The organism is Zoogloea sp. GW822-FHT05C07 (genome assembly GCF_058800215.1).
Genome location: NZ_CM179510.1, coordinates 4,281,961 through 4,303,332, shown reverse-complemented (window position 1 = coordinate 4,303,332; position 21,372 = coordinate 4,281,961). Strand labels below are relative to the sequence as shown.

At 62.4% G+C, this 21,372-nt stretch carries 26 protein-coding genes; 19 read left to right on the top strand and 7 right to left on the bottom strand.

Annotated elements, in window-relative coordinates; all coding sequences use genetic code 11:
* Window positions 1-15: 15 nt before the first annotated feature.
* Both rimP and rluB read right to left on the bottom strand, forming a co-directional pair.
* Window positions 16-444, bottom strand: coding sequence for a ribosome maturation factor RimP (gene rimP, locus AC3QL2_RS19810; protein WP_493232993.1), 429 nt, complete (start codon window positions 442-444; stop codon window positions 16-18).
* Window positions 445-577: 133 nt separating this feature from the next.
* The gene (rluB, locus tag AC3QL2_RS19805; protein WP_493232995.1) at window positions 578-1,528 is read right to left on the bottom strand and encodes a 23S rRNA pseudouridine(2605) synthase RluB; all 951 of its coding nucleotides are present in this window, start codon (window positions 1,526-1,528) and stop codon (window positions 578-580) included.
* A 410-nt stretch (window positions 1,529-1,938) separates the two neighbouring features.
* On the opposite strand from rluB, the gene AC3QL2_RS19800 reads away from it, so the two are divergent.
* From AC3QL2_RS19800 to AC3QL2_RS19710, 19 genes are all read left to right on the top strand, one after another.
* On the top strand, window positions 1,939-3,351 hold the full coding sequence (locus AC3QL2_RS19800; RefSeq protein WP_493232996.1) for a tyrosine-type recombinase/integrase: 1,413 nt from the start codon (window positions 1,939-1,941) through the stop codon (window positions 3,349-3,351).
* A gap of 51 nt (window positions 3,352-3,402) precedes the next feature.
* Window positions 3,403-3,744, top strand: coding sequence for a type II toxin-antitoxin system RelE/ParE family toxin (locus AC3QL2_RS19795; RefSeq protein ID WP_493232997.1), 342 nt, complete (start codon window positions 3,403-3,405; stop codon window positions 3,742-3,744).
* The gene (locus AC3QL2_RS19790; RefSeq protein ID WP_493232998.1) at window positions 3,741-4,028 is read left to right on the top strand and encodes a helix-turn-helix domain-containing protein; all 288 of its coding nucleotides are present in this window, start codon (window positions 3,741-3,743) and stop codon (window positions 4,026-4,028) included. Before AC3QL2_RS19795 ends, AC3QL2_RS19790 begins: the two co-directional genes overlap by 4 nt.
* Window positions 4,029-4,140: 112 nt before the next feature.
* On the top strand, window positions 4,141-4,989 hold the full coding sequence (locus AC3QL2_RS19785; protein ID WP_493232999.1) for a hypothetical protein: 849 nt from the start codon (window positions 4,141-4,143) through the stop codon (window positions 4,987-4,989).
* An 82-nt stretch (window positions 4,990-5,071) separates the two neighbouring features.
* Complete coding sequence (locus AC3QL2_RS19780) at window positions 5,072-5,281, top strand: hypothetical protein (protein ID WP_493233000.1); 210 nt, start codon at window positions 5,072-5,074, stop codon at window positions 5,279-5,281.
* Between the two features lie 15 nt (window positions 5,282-5,296).
* Window positions 5,297-5,590, top strand: coding sequence for a hypothetical protein (locus AC3QL2_RS19775; RefSeq protein WP_493233002.1), 294 nt, complete (start codon window positions 5,297-5,299; stop codon window positions 5,588-5,590).
* Window positions 5,590-7,428, top strand: a complete 1,839-nt coding sequence (locus AC3QL2_RS19770) for a replication endonuclease (RefSeq protein WP_493233003.1) — start codon at window positions 5,590-5,592, stop codon at window positions 7,426-7,428. Before AC3QL2_RS19775 ends, AC3QL2_RS19770 begins: the two co-directional genes overlap by 1 nt.
* Before the next feature lie 48 nt (window positions 7,429-7,476).
* Window positions 7,477-7,617 carry a hypothetical protein gene (locus AC3QL2_RS19765; RefSeq protein WP_493233004.1) on the top strand — a complete coding sequence of 47 codons (141 nt, stop codon included), beginning with the start codon at window positions 7,477-7,479 and terminating at the stop codon, window positions 7,615-7,617.
* A 19-nt stretch (window positions 7,618-7,636) separates the two neighbouring features.
* Entirely contained in the window at window positions 7,637-8,665 is a 1,029-nt protein-coding gene (locus AC3QL2_RS19760) for a phage major capsid protein, P2 family (RefSeq protein WP_493233005.1), read from the top strand.
* An 18-nt stretch (window positions 8,666-8,683) separates the two neighbouring features.
* Window positions 8,684-9,544: a hypothetical protein gene (locus AC3QL2_RS19755; RefSeq protein WP_493233006.1), complete on the top strand. Its 861-nt coding sequence runs from the start codon at window positions 8,684-8,686 to the stop codon at window positions 9,542-9,544.
* Between the two features lie 11 nt (window positions 9,545-9,555).
* Window positions 9,556-9,978, top strand: coding sequence for an ogr/Delta-like zinc finger family protein (locus tag AC3QL2_RS19750; protein WP_493233008.1), 423 nt, complete (start codon window positions 9,556-9,558; stop codon window positions 9,976-9,978).
* Between the two features lie 150 nt (window positions 9,979-10,128).
* A complete protein-coding gene (locus AC3QL2_RS19745) occupies window positions 10,129-10,455 on the top strand; it encodes a phage tail assembly protein (RefSeq protein ID WP_493233009.1) in 327 nt (108 codons plus the stop codon).
* A gap of 66 nt (window positions 10,456-10,521) precedes the next feature.
* Window positions 10,522-13,191 (top strand): phage tail tape measure protein, encoded by a 2,670-nt coding sequence (locus AC3QL2_RS19740; protein WP_493233010.1) that lies wholly within the window; start codon window positions 10,522-10,524, stop codon window positions 13,189-13,191.
* The gene (locus AC3QL2_RS19735; RefSeq protein ID WP_493233011.1) at window positions 13,188-13,574 is read left to right on the top strand and encodes a GpE family phage tail protein; all 387 of its coding nucleotides are present in this window, start codon (window positions 13,188-13,190) and stop codon (window positions 13,572-13,574) included. The genes AC3QL2_RS19740 and AC3QL2_RS19735 overlap by 4 nt, the downstream gene beginning before the upstream one ends.
* 283 nt (window positions 13,575-13,857) lie before the next feature.
* Entirely contained in the window at window positions 13,858-14,112 is a 255-nt protein-coding gene (locus tag AC3QL2_RS19730; RefSeq protein WP_493233012.1) for a hypothetical protein, read from the top strand.
* Between the two features lie 102 nt (window positions 14,113-14,214).
* Entirely contained in the window at window positions 14,215-14,547 is a 333-nt protein-coding gene (locus tag AC3QL2_RS19725; protein WP_493233013.1) for a hypothetical protein, read from the top strand.
* Window positions 14,548-14,701: 154 nt separating this feature from the next.
* A complete protein-coding gene (locus AC3QL2_RS19720; protein WP_493233014.1) occupies window positions 14,702-15,430 on the top strand; it encodes a hypothetical protein in 729 nt (242 codons plus the stop codon).
* A complete protein-coding gene (locus tag AC3QL2_RS19715; RefSeq protein WP_493233015.1) occupies window positions 15,420-15,596 on the top strand; it encodes a hypothetical protein in 177 nt (58 codons plus the stop codon). Before AC3QL2_RS19720 ends, AC3QL2_RS19715 begins: the two co-directional genes overlap by 11 nt.
* Complete coding sequence (locus AC3QL2_RS19710) at window positions 15,571-17,127, top strand: recombinase family protein (RefSeq protein ID WP_493240288.1); 1,557 nt, start codon at window positions 15,571-15,573, stop codon at window positions 17,125-17,127. Before AC3QL2_RS19715 ends, AC3QL2_RS19710 begins: the two co-directional genes overlap by 26 nt.
* Window positions 17,128-17,300: 173 nt before the next feature.
* Here the strand turns inward: AC3QL2_RS19710 and scpB are convergent, their stop codons facing one another.
* From scpB to AC3QL2_RS19685, 5 genes are all read right to left on the bottom strand, one after another.
* Complete coding sequence (scpB, locus tag AC3QL2_RS19705; protein ID WP_493233016.1) at window positions 17,301-17,888, bottom strand: SMC-Scp complex subunit ScpB; 588 nt, start codon at window positions 17,886-17,888, stop codon at window positions 17,301-17,303.
* On the bottom strand, window positions 17,869-18,711 hold the full coding sequence (locus AC3QL2_RS19700) for a segregation and condensation protein A (protein ID WP_493233018.1): 843 nt from the start codon (window positions 18,709-18,711) through the stop codon (window positions 17,869-17,871). Before AC3QL2_RS19700 ends, scpB begins: the two co-directional genes overlap by 20 nt.
* Before the next feature lie 55 nt (window positions 18,712-18,766).
* Window positions 18,767-19,969, bottom strand: a complete 1,203-nt coding sequence (locus tag AC3QL2_RS19695) for a tryptophan--tRNA ligase (protein ID WP_493233019.1) — start codon at window positions 19,967-19,969, stop codon at window positions 18,767-18,769.
* A 6-nt stretch (window positions 19,970-19,975) separates the two neighbouring features.
* The gene (locus AC3QL2_RS19690) at window positions 19,976-20,635 is read right to left on the bottom strand and encodes a site-2 protease family protein (protein ID WP_493233020.1); all 660 of its coding nucleotides are present in this window, start codon (window positions 20,633-20,635) and stop codon (window positions 19,976-19,978) included.
* Between the two features lie 97 nt (window positions 20,636-20,732).
* Window positions 20,733-21,356, bottom strand: a complete 624-nt coding sequence (locus tag AC3QL2_RS19685; RefSeq protein WP_493233021.1) for an L-threonylcarbamoyladenylate synthase — start codon at window positions 21,354-21,356, stop codon at window positions 20,733-20,735.
* Window positions 21,357-21,372: the final 16 nt, after the last annotated feature.

The window sequence follows — 21,372 nt, the reverse complement described above, 5'->3', positions numbered from 1 at the left end:
TAACCTCCAAATCCCTCAAAACCTGGGTACCAGGCGGGCCTTTTCAATTTCTTCAAACGGGATCTCCATCAACCCATTTTCCGTCTCGATGGCGACGACGCCATCCTTCAGACCTTGCAACACACCGGAGAAATTGCGCTGATTGGCGATCGGCATGCTCAACCGTAGCTGCACATCCTGTCCGGCAAAACGTTCAAAATCGGCGGGCTTCTTGAGAGCCCGATCCAACCCGGGGGAGGAGACTTCGAGACGGTCGTAATCGACGTTCTCGACCTCAAAGATCCGGGTCAGCTGATTGCTCACAGTGGCGCAATCGTCCACCGTGATGCCGTTCGGCGAATCGATGAACACCCGCATCAGGCGCCCACGGGGCGAGGTTTCGAAGTCGACCAGCTCATAGCCAAGGCCTTCCGCGGTCTGTTCGATTAGTTTCTGCAACTCCATTTCCTAGCCCACAAATGAAAAATGGGCGAAACGCCCATCCCTGTTTAAATTCGACCGGATGTCGGTTCTTTCGAACCGGTAAAACGAAAGGAGTATACCAGCCCGCCGAAGCGGGCGCAATTTCAACCCTACGTCAACGGGGAGATACAGTCTGGCGACGGGGCTGCCGAGCCGGCCGCCGCCCCTTGCCACCAGCATCGACGGGCTTCGGCAACCCGGCCAGCGCACAGACATCCTCCACCGACATGTCCTCCCACATGCCGCGCTTGAGCCGCGACGGCAGCAGAACCGGCCCGTAACGGACGCGCATCAGGCGGCTGACGGTCAGGCCGAGGGCCTCGAACATCCGCCGCACTTCGCGATTGCGACCTTCGGACAGGGTCACCCGGTACCAGTGGTTGGCGCCTTCGCCGCCGGCATCCAGCAGCGTATTGAACTTGGCCGGACCATCCTCCAGCTCGATCCCCTGCAGCAGCGCGTTGCGCTGCGCCTCGTCGAGCTCGCCGAGGATACGGACCGCGTATTCCCGGTCCAGCTCGTAGCGGGGATGCATCAGCTTGTTGGCCAGGTCTCCGTCATTCACGAAGAGCAGCAGGCCGGAGGTATTGAAGTCCAGCCGGCCGACCGCGATCCAGCGCCCCTTGCGCAGCACCGGCAGGCGATCGAACACCGTCGGACGACCTTCGGGGTCGTCCCGCGACACGATCTCTCCTTCCGGCTTGTGATACAACACAACCCGCGGGATCCGCGGCGCGAAACGCAGCGGCATCAGCTTGCCGTTGATGCGTACCCTGTCGCCGGGCCCGACCTTCTGCCCCACGTCGGCGGGTTCGCCGTTCACGGAGATGCGGCCGGCGACGATCCATTCCTCGATCTCGCGGCGGGAGCCAATGCCGGCCGCGGCCAGCACCTTGTGCAGCCGCTGGGGCTCGGTATAGGTGGCGTCCTGCGGCTTGCGGCGGCGCTCGCCCTCGGCGGGCGGCAGTAGCTCGCTACTGGCCAGCGGATAGGTGGAGTCCGAAGCCCCCTCCTGCCCGCTGCGGCGTCCACGCCAGTTGCCACGGCCACCGCCGAGATCGCTCACGCCAATGGCCGAGGCGTTGCTCTTCGGCTGACGCCCGCCGTCCTGCTCCTGCTCAGGCCGCCCGCGGCGCGCACCTTCGCCTGCGGACTGGCCGCGTCCGCGACGTCCGCCTGCAGGGCCCCCGTCCGCCATTCCACCCGGGCGACCGCCCGCGGCTGCCGGCTTGCCGGTCTTGGGCCTAAACGGCCGATTCTTCGGTTTTTGGGAGGTCGACAAGATCCATGATCCTCTTAACTAGAGTATTCATAGATATTCTTTTGTATCTACGAACACACAAAAAATTCAAAAAAACCTGAAAGAACATAGGCTTTCAGGCCGAACGACCAAGACAGCACTATCTCGAGTCGTTCAAAACTATCTACGCAAATCGCGTACACTGGGCGTACACCGTTATCAAAACCCCAGCAGCGATGAGCGACGATCTCGACCAGTCCCTTGCGAAGCCGGCGCGCGTGAAGCTCACAACAGACCGCATCCGCCGTTTCACCTGCCCTCCAGACAAGCCACAAGCCTTCCTCAGGGATGCTGTTGCTCCAGGCCTGGGGGTCCGCGCAACAGCCGGCTCCAAGTCCTACATTTTCCAGTCCAAGTTGAAAGATGGTCGCACCGTGCGGATCACCATAGGCGACTGGCACACCCTGGACATTGACCAGGCGCGGGAAGCTGCCCGGCAGCTTCAAGTGATTGTGGATCAGGGAAGAGACCCCCGCCAAGAGAAACGGCAACAGAACGCCGAAGCCATCGCGCAGCTTGAGCGAACCCGCCAGTTCCAAGCGCCAGCTCTTGAAGCGTGGGCGCATTATATCCGTGCACGCCGCCACCATTGGGGAGAAGCGCACATTGCCTGCCATGAGGATGCAGCCAAACCCGGCGGAGAACCACGCCCCCGGGGTCGAAAGGGGGTCACTCAGCCCGGCATTCTTCGCCCCCTACTGGAAAGGCCCCTGAACCAGCTCAACGCTTCCACCATCGAGACATGGCTAAGGGAAGAGGCCGCCGTTCGCCCAACTCGGGCCAGGCTGGCCTACAGCCTACTGCGCGCGTTCCTCAACTGGTGCGCCGAGACTGCCGAGTACCGTGACCAGGCTGACCCCACCGCCTGCACAACCAAGGTCGTGCAGCAGGAATTGCCGAAGAAGAAGGCCCGGAAGGATGCACTACTGCGGGAGCAGCTCGAAGCGTGGTTTCGGGAGGTGAGGCGCCTGCACAGCCCCGTGGTAGCTGCCTATCTGCAAGGAATCCTTCTGACCGGCGCCCGCCCAGGGGAACTCTGCATTCTGAAGTGGGATGACGTCGACTTCCAGTGGAACAGCTTGACCCTGCGCGACAAGGTCGAAGGGGATCGAACGATACCTCTCACGCCCTACTTCGCCGCCCTGCTACGCGAGTTGAAGGCGAGGAACGAGACGCCGCTCCGACAACCCACTCGATTGAGGACGGATCAACAGGAAGAGGCTGTAGCCACTGAACCCTGGCAGCCCTCCCCTTGGGTGTTCAGCAGCTCGCAATCTGCAACTGGTTGGCTGCAGGATCCGAGCAACCAGCACAAGCAGGCCTACCGCCGCGCCGGTATCGAACACCTCACCCTGCACGGCCTGCGCCGCAGCTTTGGCTCCCTGGCCGAATGGACAGAAACGCCCGCCGGCGTGGTGGCGCAGATCATGGGCCACAAGCCCAGCGCCACCGCGGAAAAACATTACCGGGTCCGACCGCTCGACCTGCTACGCATGTGGCACACCAAGATTGAAGCCTGGCTGCTCGAGCAAGCAGGCATGGAACACCCCGCAGAAGCAGCCGCCGGCCCGCGCCTCGTCGCAAAGTAAAGTTGAACTGGCAGCCTGAACTTAACAGTCCCAATGGATTACAATTTAAACATGCTCACCGTTGCCGAACTGGGCAGCTTTGCCAGGCAAGCAGAAAAGCTCCTCGGCGAAGCAGAACGGCGAGACCTGATCAGCTACCTGGCTGAACACCCTCGGGACGGCGATTTGATGGAAGGCACCGGCGGTATCCGGAAGCTACGTTGGGGGCGTGGGGGCCAGGGTAAGAGCGGCGGCGTACGTGTCATCTACTACTTCCATGATGAAGGTATGCCCCTCTACTTGCTGACGCTATTTGCCAAGGGCGACCGAGCCAATCTGACAAAGGCCCAGCGCAACGAATTGGCAGAACTGGTCACTTTGCTGGTTGCTGCATGGAGGAAGAAACGGAAATGAGCACTGCATTTGAAAGCATCAAGCGCGGCCTGCTGGAGGCTATAGACCACGCGGAAGGCCTTACCAAGGACACCATCATCCATCGCCCCCGGCCGGTGGATGTGAAGGCTCTGCGTGCCAAGGTGGGGATGACTCAGGAACAGTTTGCCGCCCGCTTTGGCTTCTCCAAGGCCACCCTCCGCCACTGGGAACGTGGCGACCGTTCTCCCCACGGCCCCGCACTCGTGCTGCTGAACGTCATCGAACGGAACCCCAAGGCTGTAATCGACGCGCTGACCGTCTGAGCACAACGTTTTCCGATCATGCCGCGCCTAGCCTTTGGCCGGGCGAAAAGCCGGACACCTTCACCGACCTGGCGCGGCATCCCAATGAAGGAACGCCACGAAGGGGTGCCCCATGGTGAAGCTTTCTCCCGAGAAACAAGCGGAAATCGATCAGATATTTTCAAAGATATACGCAGGGATGCCTCTTGAGGCTCAAGCCAAGATCAACCATATCCGGGCAGAGGGAGTCCAAGAAATTGAGGACGGCAAGATCGAATTTGAAGCCCGTATCAAGCAACTCGAATCGGGACACTGCCGACTTGTCCCCATCGCGGAGTTGGCCTGGAATGCAGCATTTGCAGCTCACAAGGCGGAGCCCTTGGAATCGCGAAAGGAGCTCGCTGCTTGCGAGTCTGGAAGGGCCTTCATCCGGACAATCAAGGCTGCCCTTTTGGACGGAAGTCTTGTTGCCCGCGAACAGGGAAGTGGAATTCCCGTAAATGATCGTTCGTGGTGTCTGGAGAACGACACCCTCTCGTCACTGCCAGCAATGATGCCTCACGACCGGCTAATGCTACGAGCGGATGAAGCAAAGGCTTGGATTGAAAAAATGGGTATTGCGATTGATGCGTTTCCGATTTTGCAATTGGCGACTCAAGGCGTTATCGCCGCCCAACACCCCCCAAGCCAAACCGAGCCCTTGGGATCGCAGGTGAAACGACGGAAGGACTTCATCGCGGATGCGCTGGAGGACGCCATCAAGGCGGTACCTGAAGGTGAGACTCGAGACCTCTGGCGATGGATCGTTACCAACATCAACAGATGGCCGGAGCTTAGTTATGACAGCTCCAGGAGAGCACTTCGCGAAGGCACGAAGAAGCCCACTGATTTTCAAGCCTTTGACGCACGAGTACGCAGGCAAAAGAAGTACCACGGGGACAACGCTAAACCGACGATTAGCCGACGATTAGCCGACGATTAACGACTCTGCAACGCTTAGCACGCAGGCGCAGCACACATAACCATGATTCAGCGCACAGACAAACAAACAGCTGGGTGCAAACATGGAAACCGCCGCCAAACCTGCCGCTGCACAACAAGCCGACCTTCCCTGCGAACTCACTACCGCTGAGTTCGCCACGCTCAACGGTATCAAGCCCAACACTGTCCGGCAGCACCTGTGCTCCCGCGGCAGCTACTACGGCGTGAAGCCGGAAAAGCGCGCCAACGGCCGCACCTACTGGCCAGCCATCCGCCCGACCTTCGACGCCTGATCGGGGCCCTGGGCCGTGTCCACCTTCCGCGAAATCGCCGCTCGCTGGCTTCCGCACGCCCGGAAGGCTGCAGGGCTGGGTGACGTGCCGGCCTCCGCCTTCGGCCGGGCATGGGATAAGGGAACGCCCCAGGACCGGCGCCTACTCGCGATCATTGCCCAGGTACCCCGCCCCGATGACGTGGCTGCGCTGCCGTGGCTGAAGATCCCCGCGGCGATGCGCCCGGTAATCGTGGCCCGAGCACGCAAGATGGATGAATGGCTGGGCGCCTTTTGCGCCGAGTTGGAAATCGAGGGAGCTGGGCAGTGATGCGCCATCGTGCCATCCCCTCACGCCTTCGCACCCCGTGGCGGCCCACGGCCGGCAGCGCCGGAACGCGCCGGGCCGATGAGGAGTTCGTCGCCTACTGCCTGGCGCCCGTCCCCTACGAATGGCGCCCGGAAGTGACCGCCGGGTATGAGCTGCGGCGCACCTCCAAGGGTGAGGCCGCGGCCAACACCTGGCTTAGGGAGATCGGCGAGCGCCTGCGAGCACTCCCCCTGCCGGTGCCCCTGTCCGCCACCGATGACGACGTCCAGGCCAAGGCCGACCGCCTCGCCCGACAAGCGTTTGAGCTCCAGCGCCCCAAGAGGGCCGCGAGCGCCTCGAATGACTTTTCCATGATCGGCACCTATCGGGCGCTTTGCGCTTTCTGCGTCGACAACTTCATTGAGCCACCCGCCGTGAAGGACGGCACCGAGGAAGAGGTTAGGGGTGCCATCGCTCGCATGGTTTGCCGCAAGTGGTGGCGCCGCCAGGTGGGCCGGCTGCACCAGCGCACCAAGGAAGCCTGCGCGATCGAGCTATTCGGCATCGTGCATGCCAAGAAGCAGAAGTATGTGACCAACGCCAACGTGAGGCGGTGGGAGCGGCAGAAGCGGCGCAACGCTGCTTACCTGGAGGGGCTGGAAGCGGTCAACCAACACGACTACGCAGCCACCCTTGCCGAGCTGGCCGAGAAGAGCACTGCAAACCCCGCCATCCGCCGCGGAGAGCTGTTAGCCCGCGCCCGGGGCTTCGAGGAGATCGCCCGAGGCTTGGAGCATGCAGCCTTCTTCATCACCGTCACCTGCCCCTCTGCCATGCACGCCAAGCGCGCGGTGTACCGCAAGGGGCTGCCGGTGAGCGTGCGGGACAACCCTTCCTTCGATGGCACCACGCCGCGGGAAGCACAGCAGCATCTGTGCAAGGCCTGGGCGAAGACTCGCGCTTACCTGCAGCGCCGCGGGATCCGTCTCTATGGCTTCCGGATCGCCGAACCCCACCAGGACGGCGCCCCTCACTGGCATCTGCTGCTGTTCATGCCGGCCGCCGCCGTCAAGCCGGTGCGCGAAGCCGTCACCCGCTACTTTCTGACCCAACACAGCCCGGACGAACCCGGGGCCCTGAAGAATCGGGTGAAGTTCGTGCCGATCAAGATGGACGCGGCCCATTCGGCAACGGGCTACATCCTGAAGTACATCGCCAAGAACATTGACGGCTACAAGGTGCAGCAGGATCTGTTCGGCGACGACGCCATTGAGGGTGCGGCGCGGGTGAATGCGTGGGCGTCCACGTGGGGTATCCGGCAGTTTCAGCAGGTTGGCGGCGCGCCGGTCGGCGTGTGGCGCGAGCTGCGCCGCATGGAGGCCGCGCCCGAGCATACGCCCCTGATCGAGACCGCCCGCCAGGCCGCCGACGCGGGCGACTGGGCGAGCTACGTGAAATGCCAAGGCGGTCCGGCAGTGGCTCGCAAGGATCTTGCCGTTTCCCTGGCGAAGACCCGTTCCGGCGAACGCTGGTGCCCGATTGCGCGGGCGCCGGAGCCCGCCTCCCTCACCCGCTACGGTGAAACCCGCCCGGCGGGCGTGTACGGCGTGCTCGATACCCACAAGGACCGCGCCTTCGAGAGTCGCCGCTTCAAGTGGGAGATTCGCCGCGCTTCGAGCCCGGACAAAGCAAGGCCCGCCCGGGCCGCCGCGCCTTGGACTCGTGTCAATAACTGTACGCACCAGTCCTCAGCCGAGCACTGCGACAGCACCCAAGTTTCATCCGACAGGGCTTCGAAATGGCCCCCAACGCTACTCGCCGCCCAGCCCGCCCCCCGATTCACACCGCAACTACCTTGAGGAACATAGCCAATGTCTAACCCGACATCCCTTAGCAATGCCGAAATCATGACTCTGCGCGTGGAGCTGTTCGTCGCTGAGAAGCGCGTCTCCGACATTCACGCGCAACTCGAAAAGGCCGGCGATCACGCCTTCCTCGCCTCTCACGCCAACGGGCAGCCCATCGCGGAAGTCCCCGACTGCCTCTGAACACTGACACAGGAAAACCATGAGCCACTTCGCCATGCAGCCCGGTACTGCCAAACAGCTGGATGCCTACCGCCAAGCCCTGGCCAGGATGAACGGCGCCGAGAGCACCGAACGCAACTTCACCGTGGCCCCCTCAGTTGCGCAGGCCCTGGAAACGAAGATGCAGGAAACCTCCGAGTTTCTGAGCCTGATCAACATCCAAGCCGTTGATGAAGCGGCTGGAGATCTGTTGGGTCTGAACGTGACGGGCCCGATTGCCGGGCGGACGGCCGACCCCGCCGGTCGCACGCTGGCCGATCCGATCACCTTGGACGGGACGGGTTACCAGTGCAGGCAGACCAACTTCGATACGTCCATTGAATATGCAAAGCTGGATCAATGGGCCAAGTTCCCGGATTTTCAGACTCGGATTCGCAATTCCATCCTCCAGCAAATGGGGCGTGATCGGCTCATGATCGGCTGGAACGGCGCCTCTGCCGCTGCCACTACCAACCGCGTCGCGAATCCCCTGCTGCAGGACGTCAACATCGGTTGGATCCAGAAACTGCGCATTGCACGGCCCGGCAATGTCCTCTCCGAATGCCTCCACGGCTCCGGCAAGGTTCTGGTTGGCATGACTGGCGACTACAGCACCATCGACGCCCTCGCACGCGACGTTTTCAACAACCTGATTCCGTCCTGGTATCAGGATATGAGCTTTGGCTACGTCGCCATCATGGGCCGCGCACTGGGCGCCGACCGCCTCTTTCCCATCATGAATGCCACTCAGCCCCCCTCTGAAATGATGGCGGCCGACGTGATCCGGTATTCGAAGAAGCTGGCCGGAACGATCCCCGTGGTTGAAGTGCCGTTCTTCCCCGAACGGTCGCTGATGATCACCCCGCTGTCCAACCTCTCGATTTACTGGCAACGCGGCACTCGCCGGCGTCGCGTGGCCGACAACCCCGCCCGTAATCGGATCGAGGATTACCAGTCCATCAATGAGGCCTATGTGATCGAACAGCCCGATCAGTGCGTGCTCATCGAGAACATCGAGTTCATCAGCTAACCCCTCCTGGAGATCCATATGCACAACTACACCGTCAACAGCCTGAACGTGACCATGGGCAGCGTGATGCAGACCGACCGGGAGCCGGATTTCTCGTCTCTGCTGAAAAACCGCCAGCGCATCGAGGAACTAGACAAGCAATGCAGTAGGCTGAACAAAGCCATTTCCGCGGGAACAGCACACCTGGCGAAAGCGGAACGGAAGTCCGCCGAAGCCGCCCGGCTTCTCACCAAGCAAACCGAGAAGATCAAGGGCGCCCTACTGACCGGTAAAAAGCCGAACCCGGAAGACAGGATCCACTTCGAAGGCCGCATCACCGAGTTGCACGAACTCGATGATGACTTCCCCGCCAGACCTGCGGAACTGAAGGCGGCCCTCGTCGAACTTCAAGCCGAGCTTTCCTCGGTGGAGTTCGAACGCACCGAGTGCTTCCGCCGCGCCCGTCGACTCGCGCAGCAGTACTTTATGGAGAACTTCGAAGACCTCGAGATCCGCTACCGGGAACTGGTAGCGATGACCCGCGAGTGCTTGGAGCACATGCTCGTCCAGGCAGCCATGGCCGGTACCTTCTTCGACTATCAGGACCCCGAGCACCGCCGCCGCAATGGCGGCGACACCCGCAATCCCTCCATGGTCAAGGCACTCAAGTACATCCAATACACGGCCGCCATGATCAACGGCAACTGGACTGAAGGCCTGCAGATCCAGCCCGAGACCGTGCTGATCCGTGCCGACCAGGACATGCAGCGCATCATCGATGGCCTGAAAGACTGGCGCGCACTCCCAGTGAACGCCATCCGCAGCCGAGCAACCGCCGACGAGACCATGAAGCAGCGTTTCGCTGCCGCTCAGGCCAATCGCCAAGCACAACGCATCTGAGGGTAACAGCAATGGCCTCACTCAAGTGCCCAGCCTGCGGTGGATACACGGTCATTCGAGGCTCGCGACCACTCTCAACCATCGTCCAAGAATGCTTTTTGCACTGCCAAAACGAACAGTGCCAGTGCGCCTTCGTTGCCTTCATGAGCACGGAGCGGATCATCGGGGAAACGTTCCTAGCGGAAGACAAAACGCTAAGGGACTACAAGCACATATCCCGATCGACTAGCCACTCCATAGGTGGCAAGCACTACTTTAGTGCCGCGAGAGTCGCAAGAGCCAAGGCTAGAACTTGTCATCCATCTCCAGAACAGGAGCGCACAGCCAATGTGCACAACTCTGCACATGACAGTGCAGAGGATGAAACCGATGTCTCCACCAAGACGGCTATGCCCTCCACGGCTCCGCACAGGCGCACAGAAAGCACTCGATGAAGTGCGCAGGCGTGGCGGGGTCCCGACTGCGCGCTGAGGGTTCTAACGGCCTTGCGCGGCCTTCCGATCGACCATCACCAGACCTCCACAACCGGCCCTCACAGCCCAAGGCCGAAACGGCTACACCCAACCTTCAACCAAGGAACTGAAATGACTACGACTGCCACCACCAATGCTGGCTCCCTGACCACCGTTGAGCTGGACCACCCCATCAAGCGGGGTGAAACGGAGATTCGCACCGTGCAGCTGCGCAAGCCGAAGGCAGGCGAGCTGCGGGGGATCTCGCTCTCCGATCTCTTTGACATGAAGGTGGATGCCGTACTGACCACCATTCCCCGCGTGAGCACCCCCACTCTGACGGCATACGAGGTCAATCAACTCGAAGCCTCGGACCTCGCCAAGTTCTGCATTCGCCTGGTGGCAACCCTTCTGCCCGACAACGTGCAGATGGAAGTTGAACACCTGGGACTGAACTGATCCACCTCGGCAAACGGGAGCCCGTGAGCTCCCAATGCGCAGCCCTTCATCTGAAGCGAGATCTACATGGATACCCTGCGCCTCAAAGTCATCCTCGAATCACTCGACAACGCCACCAAGCCGCTGCAGGGCATCCTCAAGGGCACCAGCGCACTGGGCCGGGCGGCCAAGGAAACCCGCGACCGCCTGCGCGACCTCAACGCCCAGAACAAGCAGCTCGAATCCTTCCGCACCACCACCGCCCGCGTCACCGAAACCGCCCAGGCCCTCGATGCGGCCCGGGAAAAGGTGCGCAACCTCGGCACTGCCCTCGCGGCGGCTGAAGCCCCCACGGCCAAGCTGCAGGGCGAGCTCAAGGCCCTCACCGCCCAGCGGGCGCAGCTCGACACATTCAGCCGCGCCCTCGGCACCGTATCCGACACCGCCCGCCAGCTCGATGCCGCCCGCGAGAAAGTGCGCAGCCTCGGCACCGCCCTCGCCGCTACCGACCGGCCCACCCTTGAACTCACCCAGGACTACAAGCTCGCCACTGCCCAACTGGCCAAGCTGGAGCGCGCCCACATCGCGGCCACCAAGGCCCAGCGCCAGGCAACGGCGGACATGCTGCGCGCCGGCATCCCCATTGCCGAGCTCGCCAGCCGCCAACGCGCCCTCAACGACAAGATCAGCGCCACCACCCGGCAGCTCGAACAGCAGGCCGCGCAACGCAACCGCACCCAGGCCCTCGCCACCGAATACAAGGCCGCCACCCGTGAGCTGAGCAGCCTCAACGCAGCCCACGACCGCGCCTCCCAGGCCCAACGCACGGCGACCGCCGACATGGAGCGCGCCAAGATCCCGATCAACGAGCTGGCAAACCGGCAGGCTCATCTCGCGAAGCAGATCGCCTCGGCGACCGGGCAACTGGAACGGCAGGGAGCCCAGCTTTCGAAAATTCGGGACATCCAGCGGAACTGGAAGGCAACACAGGAGATGCGAGGGCAGCTGTTGGGCGCAGGCACAGCGGCGGTCGGAACAGGAACTGCCACTGGCCTCCCTCTCCTCAAATCCGTCAAAGACTTTGCGGACCTGCAAACGGCCACCACCGATCTCAAGATCGCCATGATGGAATCCGGGAAGCGCGTGCCCGAGGAGTTCGACAAGATCGCGACCAAGGCCCGCGAACTCGGCGCCCGCCTGCCAGGCACCGGTCAAGATTTCATGCTCGCTGGCAAAGCCCTGGTAGAGCAGGGCGTCAACTTCAAGAGCATCGTCGACGGCGGCTTGGAAGCCACCAGTTACCTCGCCGTGCTCCTCAAGTTGGAAAAGGATCGCGCCGCCGAATTCATCGCCAAGGCCCGCGAAGTCCATGGACTGCAAGACCGCGACCTACCTGCTGGCGCCGACCTCATGCAGCGCGCCCGCTTCGGCTTCGGCCTCAAGCCCGATCAGATCTACGAAGCGATGTCTTACTCGGGCACAGACATCAACATCAAGGGCCTCGTCGGCGACCTGCAGAAGATGAAGGAATACCTGGCCCTGCAAGGCATGGCCGCCGGCGTCGGGCTCGAAGGCTCCAGCTTCGGCACCAACTTCGCCCACATGCTCAAGGCCATGGCCAACGTCAACAAACTCGACGACGCCAGAGGCTCTGAAGGCAAGTACGTCCGAGATCTACTCGCCTCCAAGAACATCAAGTTCGATTTCTTCGACGCCGCCGGCCAATTTGCCGGCTTCGGCAAGATGGTTCAGGAGCTTGAGAAGCTCAAGCAGTTCAACCCCCAGCAGCAGGAACGCATCCTCAAGAAGCTCTTCGACACTGAAGGCGGCCGCCCAGCCGCCATCTTCATCAAGAACGGCATGCAAGGGTTCCAGGACGCCCTTGAGAAGATGGACAAGCAGGCCAACCTCAACGACCGCGTCAACGAATCCCTTGGCACCCTCCAAAACCGGTGGGACGCCCTTGGAGGCACATTCAACGAATTCAGCACCAAGGTCGGCACCCTGCTGGAGCCTGCAGCCCAGAAAATCATGGACCTCGCGGGTCGCATGGTTGGCGGGCTGACCAAGTTCATCGATGAGTACCCGGGACTCTCCAAGGTGCTGGTGGTCGGCACCGCCCTGTTTGCCGGACTCGCGGGGGCCGTAGGGACACTCGCCCTCGCCGCCTGGGCGATCAGCGGCCCCCTGGGAATCCTGAAAACTGGCTTCGAGATCCTCGGTGTTGGCAAATACCTCCCCGACCTTGCTGCCCTAGGAAAGACAGCCCTCCCGTTCGTCAAAGATGCGCTGCTCGCCATTGCGAACATTGCCCGCGGCCATCCCGTGCTGTTGCTGATCACCACCCTGGCAGGTGCTGCTGCACTCATCTGGAAGAACTGGGACGCGATCGGCCCTAAGCTCAGCGAGTGGTGGGACCGTCTCAGCAATTTCATCTCCGAGAAGATCCGCTTCATCCTGGACAAGTTTGCCGCCATCAAGCGCGCCTTCTCCTTCGACTTCAGCCAAACCGGCGCCCCAGTCCCCGTCGGAACCAAGGCACTGGTTGGAGCGGGCGCCAACCTTGTCGCACCATCCCAACCGCTCCGGCCGGCTCTCAGCCAACCCTTCAACTACAGCGCCCCCACGACCTTCAACATCACTGCCCCCCAAGGTCAATCCCCTGAAGAGATTGCACGCGCAGTGGATCGTCGCCTGGACCAGCGTGATCGCCAGGCGCAGGCCATGCGCCGCAGCATCTTCGCTGACACCCAATGACCTCCCCAATCAGCCCTATCCGCACAGCCGATCTGCTGGGGATCAACCTCGCAGACTTGCTGAACATGGAGGCCAGCACCATCCAGCGCCTCCAATGCCGGCTGCAGAACATCGACGAAGCCACAGGACTTGATGATGAGGCAGACGTCGGGCAACTGATCACGTTTGGCTATCAAGCCGCGGCCCAAGTCGTTACCGCCCTCGAACAAGCCCAGGCCCGCCTACCCCGTGCGACGCTCCGGCTGCCTGAGTACGTGGATGACGCGATTGCCGACATCGCGCTCATCTTCCATTGGCCCCTCGATACCCTTGCAGCCCTGCCACTACCCGACCTGATCACCTGGCGGGAGCGGGCCCGCGTGCGCGCCTGCCCCGATGAATGACGCTGCGGGGGCTTGACGGCCGGATGCCATCCGACGCATGATGGCAACGCTTCCGAAACAGAGGAAGCCGGGATTGGAACCCCGGAACGTCTAGGCCGATAAAGGCCGCGCAAGCGGTTTTTTTACGTCGGTAGCATGGTGACGCCTGTTCAATGGCGGGCCGTGTGGGGCAGCCGCAAGGCTGGCCGGATCCTAGACCCGGTAGTTCCAACCCCACACGGTTCTGCCGCCCCCATTGGAACGGGGGCTGCGGAGATTGAAACCGCAGTCTAGGAGCACCACCATGCGCCAATCCGCATTGGGTACGAACGCCCACACCCCGGCCCCGGCCGATGCCCCCGCCACGCTCAGCACCGCCGAATTTGCCGCGCTGAACCACGTCAAGCCCAACACCGTTCGTCAGCGCCTGTGCGCAACCGCCAGCTTCTACGGCGTGCGCCCGCTCAAGCTGGCGAACTCCCGCCTGCTGTGGCCTGCGCTCATCGCCACTGCCGACGGCCCGATCGCTACAAACCTGGAGGGCGGACGCCATGCGTAACACCTCGCACCTCCGTCTCCGGTTGCGCTTCTACCGCGCGCTACGCCACTTTGCCGGCCCTGCCCTGGCATTCCGGCTGACCCTTGCAGGGAGGACGCAAGCATGAGTGGGCGCGATCAGCATCAAGTTCGGCTTGTGGTGGACAACACGCAAACCGCTCAGCTGGCCGCCAGCAACCAGCGCCGTCGGCGCACGCCCTCGCGCAATGAAGGTCGCACAGACTGGATTTTGCTCAACGAGCAGGAACAGCACTTGATTCGGCTCCTGAGGTTCACGACCTACCACGGCAGAAACCTTGTGATCCAGCAGGCGATTTCCGCCCGGGAATCGCATCCTTGGCGCGATGATCGGGCATCGTTCCAAACGAATATCGAAACGAGCTTTCCCGTCGAAGATCAGCGCTTCTATTCCGAGCTCAAGATCACGAGGGATTGAGGATGAACCCAACCCCAGGGCCATGGCACCGTGTCAGGCATCGCACCAGCACGGAGCCCAGTGTCGTCACGATCTGCGAGGTATGTTCAGGCACGGCAGGCAGACCCCACCCCGCTTGGGGCAATCTGAACGAGCTGCCGGGGGGAGCGGGATCATGAGCCCCCATGCCCCTCAACTGATCGCCCTTACCGATGCCGAACTCGACGCACTGCACGGCACCGGCCCACTCGCCTTTCAGACCTACATCCTGCTGCGCGCTTGGATGGACTTCAGCACCGGAATCACCGGCCGACGCCGCGCCGTCAGCCTGGGCATGCTCCGGACGTACTGCGAAACCCACACCCCGAGAGGGGGTGGGCTCCAGATCGAGCAGCCCAGCGAAAAGGCGGTTCGAACGGCACTGGATCGCCTCATTCGCGTCGGGCTTCTGCGCCGCCTAAGCGGAGAACGACTTACTTTTTTGCTTCCTCTGGCCCTCGTCGCCCCGGCACGTCCTGAACAAACCCGGCACGGTGGCGGCACGTATCTATCCACAGGAAACAGCAACGTGAAAGCCGCGCCAGCACAGGAAAAGCTCGAAGAATCCGGACCGGTTCACGCGATCTGCCAATGGCCGAACTGGGCACACATCAGGTATCAGGAAAATCTAAAACCCACCGGCCCCACTGTGGATAAATCGCCACCTCCACCATATGGCTCGGCAGCAGCAACACACACGGCACGAAAAGCAGGCCTCGATACGAACCGACTGCTTCAGTGGGGCGTGCAACTCGGCAAACCACCTCGCCCCGGCGAAAGCTGGACAGATTATCGGGCACGACTGTTTGCAGCCCGCCCTTCTCACCGAACCACCAACCGAGGCTCGATACACCATGACCGATAACACAGACGCCTCTTCAATGCATGCGATTTTTCCAGGGCAGGAAAGGGACGATGCTCGGCTCGCCCTGATCCGCTGGATCGCTGCGCAGCTTGTCGACCAGTTCCTTGCGGAAGCAGCAACACCGAGCCAGGAGACACCTGATGATGAGAATTGCGGTTTACGCTAGGTTCAGCACCGATCGACAACGGGAAACATCGTTGGAGGATCAGGCACGAGTTTGCCAAACCTACGCTCAATCCCGAGGCTGGCCAGCAGCACATGCCATGTATTCGGATGAAGGAACATCCGGAACGACGCCCGTCATCCAACGACAAGGGGGCGCCCGTCTCATTACCGACGCGTTGGCAGGCCGCTTCGAAGTCTTGATTGTCGAGGGCCTGGACCGTCTGTCCCGCGATCAGGTGGAGCAGGAACGCACCGTACGGCGCCTGGAGCACCGGGGCATCCACATCATCGGAGTGGCCGACGGGTATGACTCGGAATCCGCCGGCCGCAAGATCCACCGCACCATGCGCGGCCTGATCAACGAGATCTACCTCGACGACCTTCGGCACAAGACCCACCGCGGCCTGGCTGGCCAGCTCGCGCGCGGTGGACACGCCGGGGGCCTGTCCTACGGCTACCGCAGCATGCCTGCCGGCGAGATCCACAAGTTGGAGATCGTCGAGGAGGAGGCCGAGCACGTGCGCTGGATCTTCCAGCAATTCGCAGACGGCTGGAGCTGCCAGCGGATCGCGGCGATCCTCAACGCGCGCGGTATCAAGTCGGGGCGTAGCTCGACGTGGGCGGTGTCGGCGCTGTATGGATCGCCGGCGAAAGGCTCCGGACTGCTGTGCAATGAGCTGTACGTCGGCCGCGTTATCTGGAACCGATCCCAATGGGTGAAGGACCCGGATAGCGGCAAACGCAAGCGCATGGATCGCCCACGGGAGGAGTGGTACGTGGAGGAGCGTCCAGAGCTGCGTATTGTGAGCGATGAGCTGTGGTCCGCAGTCCGGGCCCGGATGGGGCGTCCGACTGGCCAGGGTGGCAGCGCTGGCAACGGAAGGCCGCCCCGCACGCTGTTCGGCGGCCTGCTGCGCTGTGGCGTGTGCGGCGGTGCAGTGGTGGCCACCAGTGGCCGGCACTACGGCTGCACGACCCGGAAGGACCGTGGCGAGAGCATATGCAGGGGTGTAACGGCCTTCAGGAAGGAGGTCGACGCCGCTCTCCTGAATGCAATCCGGGAAGAACTCATGACGCCTGAGTCTCTCGAAATTCTGAAGGCCTCTGTAGGCGAGATCCTGGAAGACCGACAGCGGAGCATCAGGGGCCATGCCACTTCATCGAGCTGCCGACGAAAGGAACTCGACGCAGAGATTCAACGATTGGTCGATGCCATAGCCGCGGTTGGCATATCACCAGCCCTTCGCGATCGACTTCAACAAGCTGAATCGGAGCTGGCGCAGCTGATAGCCATTCAGTCCGTAGATGTCCCCCAGCAAAGCATCTCAGCCGAAGCCGTTCTCAGGCGATACCCGAAGGCGTTCGAAGACTTGGCAAGCGTGCTGCAGTCGGATGTGCAGAAAGCCAGGGAGCACCTTCGCAGACTGATTGGCAGGCCTGTATTGAGAGCCGAAGCGGAGGGTGTGCTACTCGAGACATGGGCAGGTCGCCACGTTTTGCGGGGCAAAACACAACCCGATCACCAGCACTGAATGAACAAAGGGCGGTCGATCCGCAGATCAACCGCCCTTCATCCCTATTCACCGTCCGTCTTCGAAGAGGACAGGTGAAAGATAAGCCACAGCAGAACGAATTTCAAGGAAATTCGCGTACACAGCGGGTACACGGGCCCAACTCGCACAGACTCAGAACTAAAATATCGCCCTTAAGCCTCTGATTTTTCTGGACTCACACCCGATAAAACAGGGATCTCTACAAGATCCATGATCCTTTCGATTTCAGTCAACGGAGGCAACTCGGTCAGACTGCGCAAACCGAGGTCCTCCAGGAATTTTCTCGTCGTGGCGTACAAACCGGGCCGCCCTGGCGTATCCCGGTAGCCCACCACGTCTACCCACCCTCGGGATTCGAGGGTCTTCAATACACTGCTCGACACCATCACGCCGCGGATATCCTCGATATCGCCACGGGTCACCGGCTGCCGATAGGCGATGATCGCCAGGGTTTCGAGCACCGCCCGGGAATACTTGGGCGGCCGCTCCTGTTTGAGCCGGTCGAGGTACACCTGGTATTCCAGGCGGGTCTGAAAGCGCCAGCCGCCGGCCGTCTGCACCAACTCCACGCCCCTGCCCTGCCAGTCCTCGATCAGCTCGGCCAGCAAACGGCGGATCATGTCCGCCCCCGGATCCGGCTCGAACAGTTGCCTCAGCTCGCTCACCCGCAAGGGTGATGCTGCCGCCAGCAGCGCCGTTTCAAGCACCAGCTTGAACTGCTCAGGCGTCAGCACGCTCACTGTAGGCACGCTTCACGTAAATCGGCGCAAAGGCCTCGTTCTGGGTCACCACCACCAGGCGCTCCTTCACCAGTTCAAGTGTCGCCAGAAAACTGACCACCAATCCTGCGACACCCAAACCGGGATCGAACAGGGATTCAAATACCACGAATGCGTCATCCTGCAACTTGCGCAGGATCAGGGTCATGTGCTCGCGCACCGACAGCTCTTCCCGCTGGATCGTGTGATTCCTCCGCAAACGGCTCTGCCTGGCGATCTTGAGCCAGGCCAGTTGCAGATCGTGCAGACTCACGTCCGGCAGGCGCTCGATGACCTTCTCGGCCACGAACACGCCGACCCACTCGAAATCCCGCTCCACCCGCGGCAGGGCATCCAGCCTCACGGCCGCCATCTTGACCTGCTCGTATTCGAGCAGCCGGCGCACCAACTCCGCCCGCGGATCGAGCTCTTCCGCCTCATCGGCCCGTGGCGGCCGCGGCAACAGCATCCGCGACTTGATCTCCAGCAGCGTCGCCGCCATCAACAGGTAATCGGCCGCCAGCTCCAGGTTGTGCTGGCGCATGGCCTCCACGTACTCAAGGTACTGCGCGGTGAGCGGCACCATCGGAATGTCGAGGACATTGATGTTGGTTTTGCGGATCAGGTACAGCAGCAGGTCGAGCGGCCCCTCGAACGCCTCGAGGATGACCTCCAGCGCATCGGGCGGGATGTACAGATCCTTGGGCAGGGCGAAGATCGGCTGACCATACATCCGACCTATCGCCCCATCCAGAGGGTCGGCGGCGGGAGCCGGATCGAGCGGCGCGGTCAGCCCCTCGCCCATGCTGTGCACCTTAGCACGCCGGCAACGCAGCCTCCACGCCGCATCCGCGTCGTCATCAGTTGTAGCTCAATCCCATCGAATCACGCACATCGCGCATGGTTTCCTGGGCCAGCTTGCGGGCCTTGTCGCACCCATCGGCCACGATGCTGCGCACCAGCGAAGGATCGTCCAGGTACGGCTGAGCACGCTCGCGCATCACCTCCTGCTCCTTCAGCACCGCGTCGATGACCGGCTGCTTGCATTCGATGCAGCCGATGCCGGCGCTCGTACATCCCTGGGTCACCCAGTTGCGCGTAGTGTCATCGGAATAGATGACGTGGAACTGCCACACCGGGCACTTCTCCGGATTGCCCGGATCGGTGCGGCGCACGCGGGCCGGGTCGGTCTGCATCGTGCGGATCTTCTTCGACACGGAGTCCGCCTCTTCCCGCAGGAAGATCGTGTTGCCGTAGGACTTGGACATCTTCTGGCCGTCCAGACCAGGCATGCGCGAGGCCTCGGTAAGCAGCGCGTCGGGCTCGACGAGGATCACCTTGCCGCTACCTTCCAGGTAACCGTACAGACGCTCGCGATCGCCCAGCGACAGGTTCTGGGTTTCTTCAAGCAGAGCCTTGCCGAGGGCCAGCCCTTCCTCGTCGCCGTTCTGCTGGAAGCGGGTGCGGAATTCGTCGTACAGCTTGGCGCGCTTGGAGCCCAGCTTCTTGACCGCCTCCTTGGCCTTCTCCTCGAAGCCCGGTTCGCGACCGTACATGTGGTTGAAGCGCCGGGCCAGCTCGCGCGTGAATTCCACGTGGGGCAGCTGATCCTCGCCAACCGGCACCTTGTCGGCGCGGTAGATCAGGATGTCGGCGCTCATCAGCAGCGGGTAGCCGAGGAAGCCGTAGGTGGACAGATCCTTGTGCACCAGCTTTTCCTGCTGGTCCTTGTAGGTCGGCACCCGCTCCAGCCAGCCCAGCGGCGTCATCATCGACATCAGCAGATGCAGCTCGGCATGCTCGGGCACGCGGGACTGGATGAAGATCGTCGCCTGGGACGGATCGACGCCCGCCGCCAGCCAATCAACGATCATGTCCCACACGCTGTTTTCGATGCCGCGCGGATTGTCGTAGTCGGTAGTCAGCGCATGCCAGTCGGCCGCGAAGAACAGGCAAGGATATTCCGCCTGCAACTTGACCCAGTTTTTCAGCACACCGTGGTAGTGGCCGAGGTGGAGCCGCCCGGTGGGGCGCATGCCGGAGAGGACGCGTTCAGCGAACATGGGATGTCAGAGTCCAAAAACGATTGCAATGGCAAAACGGAACAAGGCCACCAGCGGTCCGAGAATGTCGCCCAGAATGCCGGTGAACAGCAACAACAGCAGGATCGGAAAGCCATAGGGCTCGATCTGCGCAAACTTGTAGGCCTGCCGCGCGGGCAACAGGCTCACGACGATACGGCCACCGTCGAGGGGCGGCAGCGGCACGAGGTTCAGGAACATCAGCACCGCGTTGATCTGGATACCGGCATCGGCCATTTTCGCCATCGGCAGCGCATACATGTTGTCCGGCGACGCCACTGCCAGCCGGAACAGCAGCGCCCAGCCGAGCGCCATCACCAGGTTGGCCAGCGGCCCCGCCGCCGCCACCCACAACATGTCCGCCTTCGGATTGCGCAGCCGGCCAAAATTGACCGGCACCGGCTTGGCCCAGCCGAACAGGATCGGCGAACCGCCCGCGAGCGTACTCACCGCCACGATCAGCCCGGGCACCAGCAGCGTGCCCACGGGATCGATGTGACGAAGCGGGTTGAGGCTGATCCGCCCGGCCTGCTCCGCCGTGACATCGCCGAAATGACGCGCCGCGTAGCCGTGGGCGGCCTCGTGCAACGTGATGGCGAAGAGAACGGGCAAGGCCCAGATGGTCAGGGTGGTGATCAGTTCTTGCATGGCAGACACTACCGAAGGCCGGCGATTCTAACAGAGCCGCAGGCCATCCCCCGCTCCGCGCGCGCGATGCGGCCGGATGCGGCCCCCTGCAGGTCGCTCACAGACCGAAGGGCTCGAGGCTGCCCCGCCCTTCACGCACCAGCTCGGGCACGCCGCTGGTCAGGTCGATGACCGTCGTCGCCTCGCCGCGACATGCACCCGCCTCGATCACCAGATCGACGTCCTTCTCGAGCCGGTCGCGGATCTCCTCGGCGTCGGTCAGCGGGTGCTCCTCGTCCGGCAGCAGCAGGGTCGAACTCAGCATCGGCTCGCCCAGCTCAGCAAGCAGGGCCGACACCACCGGATGATCCGGAATGCGGATGCCGAGCGTCTTGCGCTTGGGGTGGAGAACCCGCCGCGGCAGTTCCTTGGTGCCTTCCAGGATGAAGGTGTAAGGCCCCGGAGTAACGGCCTTCAGCAAGCGGTACTGGCTGTTGTCGACCTTGGCGTAGGTGGCGATTTCCGACAGGTCACGGCACAGCAGCGTGAACTGGTGGCGCTCGTCCACGTCGCGGATGCGCCGGATGCGGGCCAGCAACGGGCTGTCGCCGGTGCGCCCGCCGAGCGCGTAGGCCGAATCGGTGGGAAAAGCGACGAGACCGCCGTCGCGCATGATCTGCGCGGCCTGCTTGATCAGCCGCTGCTGGGGTTGTTCAGGATGAACAGAGAAGAACTGAGCCATGATTCAGACAAGAGCA

What these genes read in the sequence shown, in the direction of transcription:
- AC3QL2_RS19800 (WP_493232996.1), top strand. Translation starts at nt 1,939, where the DNA reads ATGAGCGACGATCTCGACCAGTCCCTTGCGAAGCCGGCGCGCGTGAAG.
- AC3QL2_RS19735 (WP_493233011.1), top strand. Translation starts at nt 13,188, where the DNA reads ATGACCTCCCCAATCAGCCCTATCCGCACAGCCGATCTGCTGGGGATC.
- AC3QL2_RS19765 (WP_493233004.1), top strand. Translation starts at nt 7,477, where the DNA reads ATGACTCTGCGCGTGGAGCTGTTCGTCGCTGAGAAGCGCGTCTCCGAC.
- AC3QL2_RS19780 (WP_493233000.1), top strand. Translation starts at nt 5,072, where the DNA reads ATGGAAACCGCCGCCAAACCTGCCGCTGCACAACAAGCCGACCTTCCC.
- AC3QL2_RS19750 (WP_493233008.1), top strand. Translation starts at nt 9,556, where the DNA reads ATGGCCTCACTCAAGTGCCCAGCCTGCGGTGGATACACGGTCATTCGA.
- AC3QL2_RS19755 (WP_493233006.1), top strand. Translation starts at nt 8,684, where the DNA reads ATGCACAACTACACCGTCAACAGCCTGAACGTGACCATGGGCAGCGTG.
- AC3QL2_RS19715 (WP_493233015.1), top strand. Translation starts at nt 15,420, where the DNA reads ATGACCGATAACACAGACGCCTCTTCAATGCATGCGATTTTTCCAGGG.
- AC3QL2_RS19730 (WP_493233012.1), top strand. Translation starts at nt 13,858, where the DNA reads ATGCGCCAATCCGCATTGGGTACGAACGCCCACACCCCGGCCCCGGCC.
- AC3QL2_RS19690 (WP_493233020.1), bottom strand. Translation starts at nt 20,635, where the DNA reads ATGCAAGAACTGATCACCACCCTGACCATCTGGGCCTTGCCCGTTCTC.
- AC3QL2_RS19695 (WP_493233019.1), bottom strand. Translation starts at nt 19,969, where the DNA reads ATGTTCGCTGAACGCGTCCTCTCCGGCATGCGCCCCACCGGGCGGCTC.
- AC3QL2_RS19725 (WP_493233013.1), top strand. Translation starts at nt 14,215, where the DNA reads ATGAGTGGGCGCGATCAGCATCAAGTTCGGCTTGTGGTGGACAACACG.
- AC3QL2_RS19685 (WP_493233021.1), bottom strand. Translation starts at nt 21,356, where the DNA reads ATGGCTCAGTTCTTCTCTGTTCATCCTGAACAACCCCAGCAGCGGCTG.
- AC3QL2_RS19740 (WP_493233010.1), top strand. Translation starts at nt 10,522, where the DNA reads ATGGATACCCTGCGCCTCAAAGTCATCCTCGAATCACTCGACAACGCC.
- AC3QL2_RS19720 (WP_493233014.1), top strand. Translation starts at nt 14,702, where the DNA reads ATGAGCCCCCATGCCCCTCAACTGATCGCCCTTACCGATGCCGAACTC.
- AC3QL2_RS19790 (WP_493232998.1), top strand. Translation starts at nt 3,741, where the DNA reads ATGAGCACTGCATTTGAAAGCATCAAGCGCGGCCTGCTGGAGGCTATA.
- AC3QL2_RS19760 (WP_493233005.1), top strand. Translation starts at nt 7,637, where the DNA reads ATGAGCCACTTCGCCATGCAGCCCGGTACTGCCAAACAGCTGGATGCC.
- AC3QL2_RS19770 (WP_493233003.1), top strand. Translation starts at nt 5,590, where the DNA reads ATGCGCCATCGTGCCATCCCCTCACGCCTTCGCACCCCGTGGCGGCCC.
- AC3QL2_RS19700 (WP_493233018.1), bottom strand. Translation starts at nt 18,711, where the DNA reads ATGGGCGAGGGGCTGACCGCGCCGCTCGATCCGGCTCCCGCCGCCGAC.
- AC3QL2_RS19785 (WP_493232999.1), top strand. Translation starts at nt 4,141, where the DNA reads ATGGTGAAGCTTTCTCCCGAGAAACAAGCGGAAATCGATCAGATATTT.
- AC3QL2_RS19745 (WP_493233009.1), top strand. Translation starts at nt 10,129, where the DNA reads ATGACTACGACTGCCACCACCAATGCTGGCTCCCTGACCACCGTTGAG.
- AC3QL2_RS19795 (WP_493232997.1), top strand. Translation starts at nt 3,403, where the DNA reads ATGCTCACCGTTGCCGAACTGGGCAGCTTTGCCAGGCAAGCAGAAAAG.
- rimP (WP_493232993.1), bottom strand. Translation starts at nt 444, where the DNA reads ATGGAGTTGCAGAAACTAATCGAACAGACCGCGGAAGGCCTTGGCTAT.
- AC3QL2_RS19710 (WP_493240288.1), top strand. Translation starts at nt 15,571, where the DNA reads ATGATGAGAATTGCGGTTTACGCTAGGTTCAGCACCGATCGACAACGG.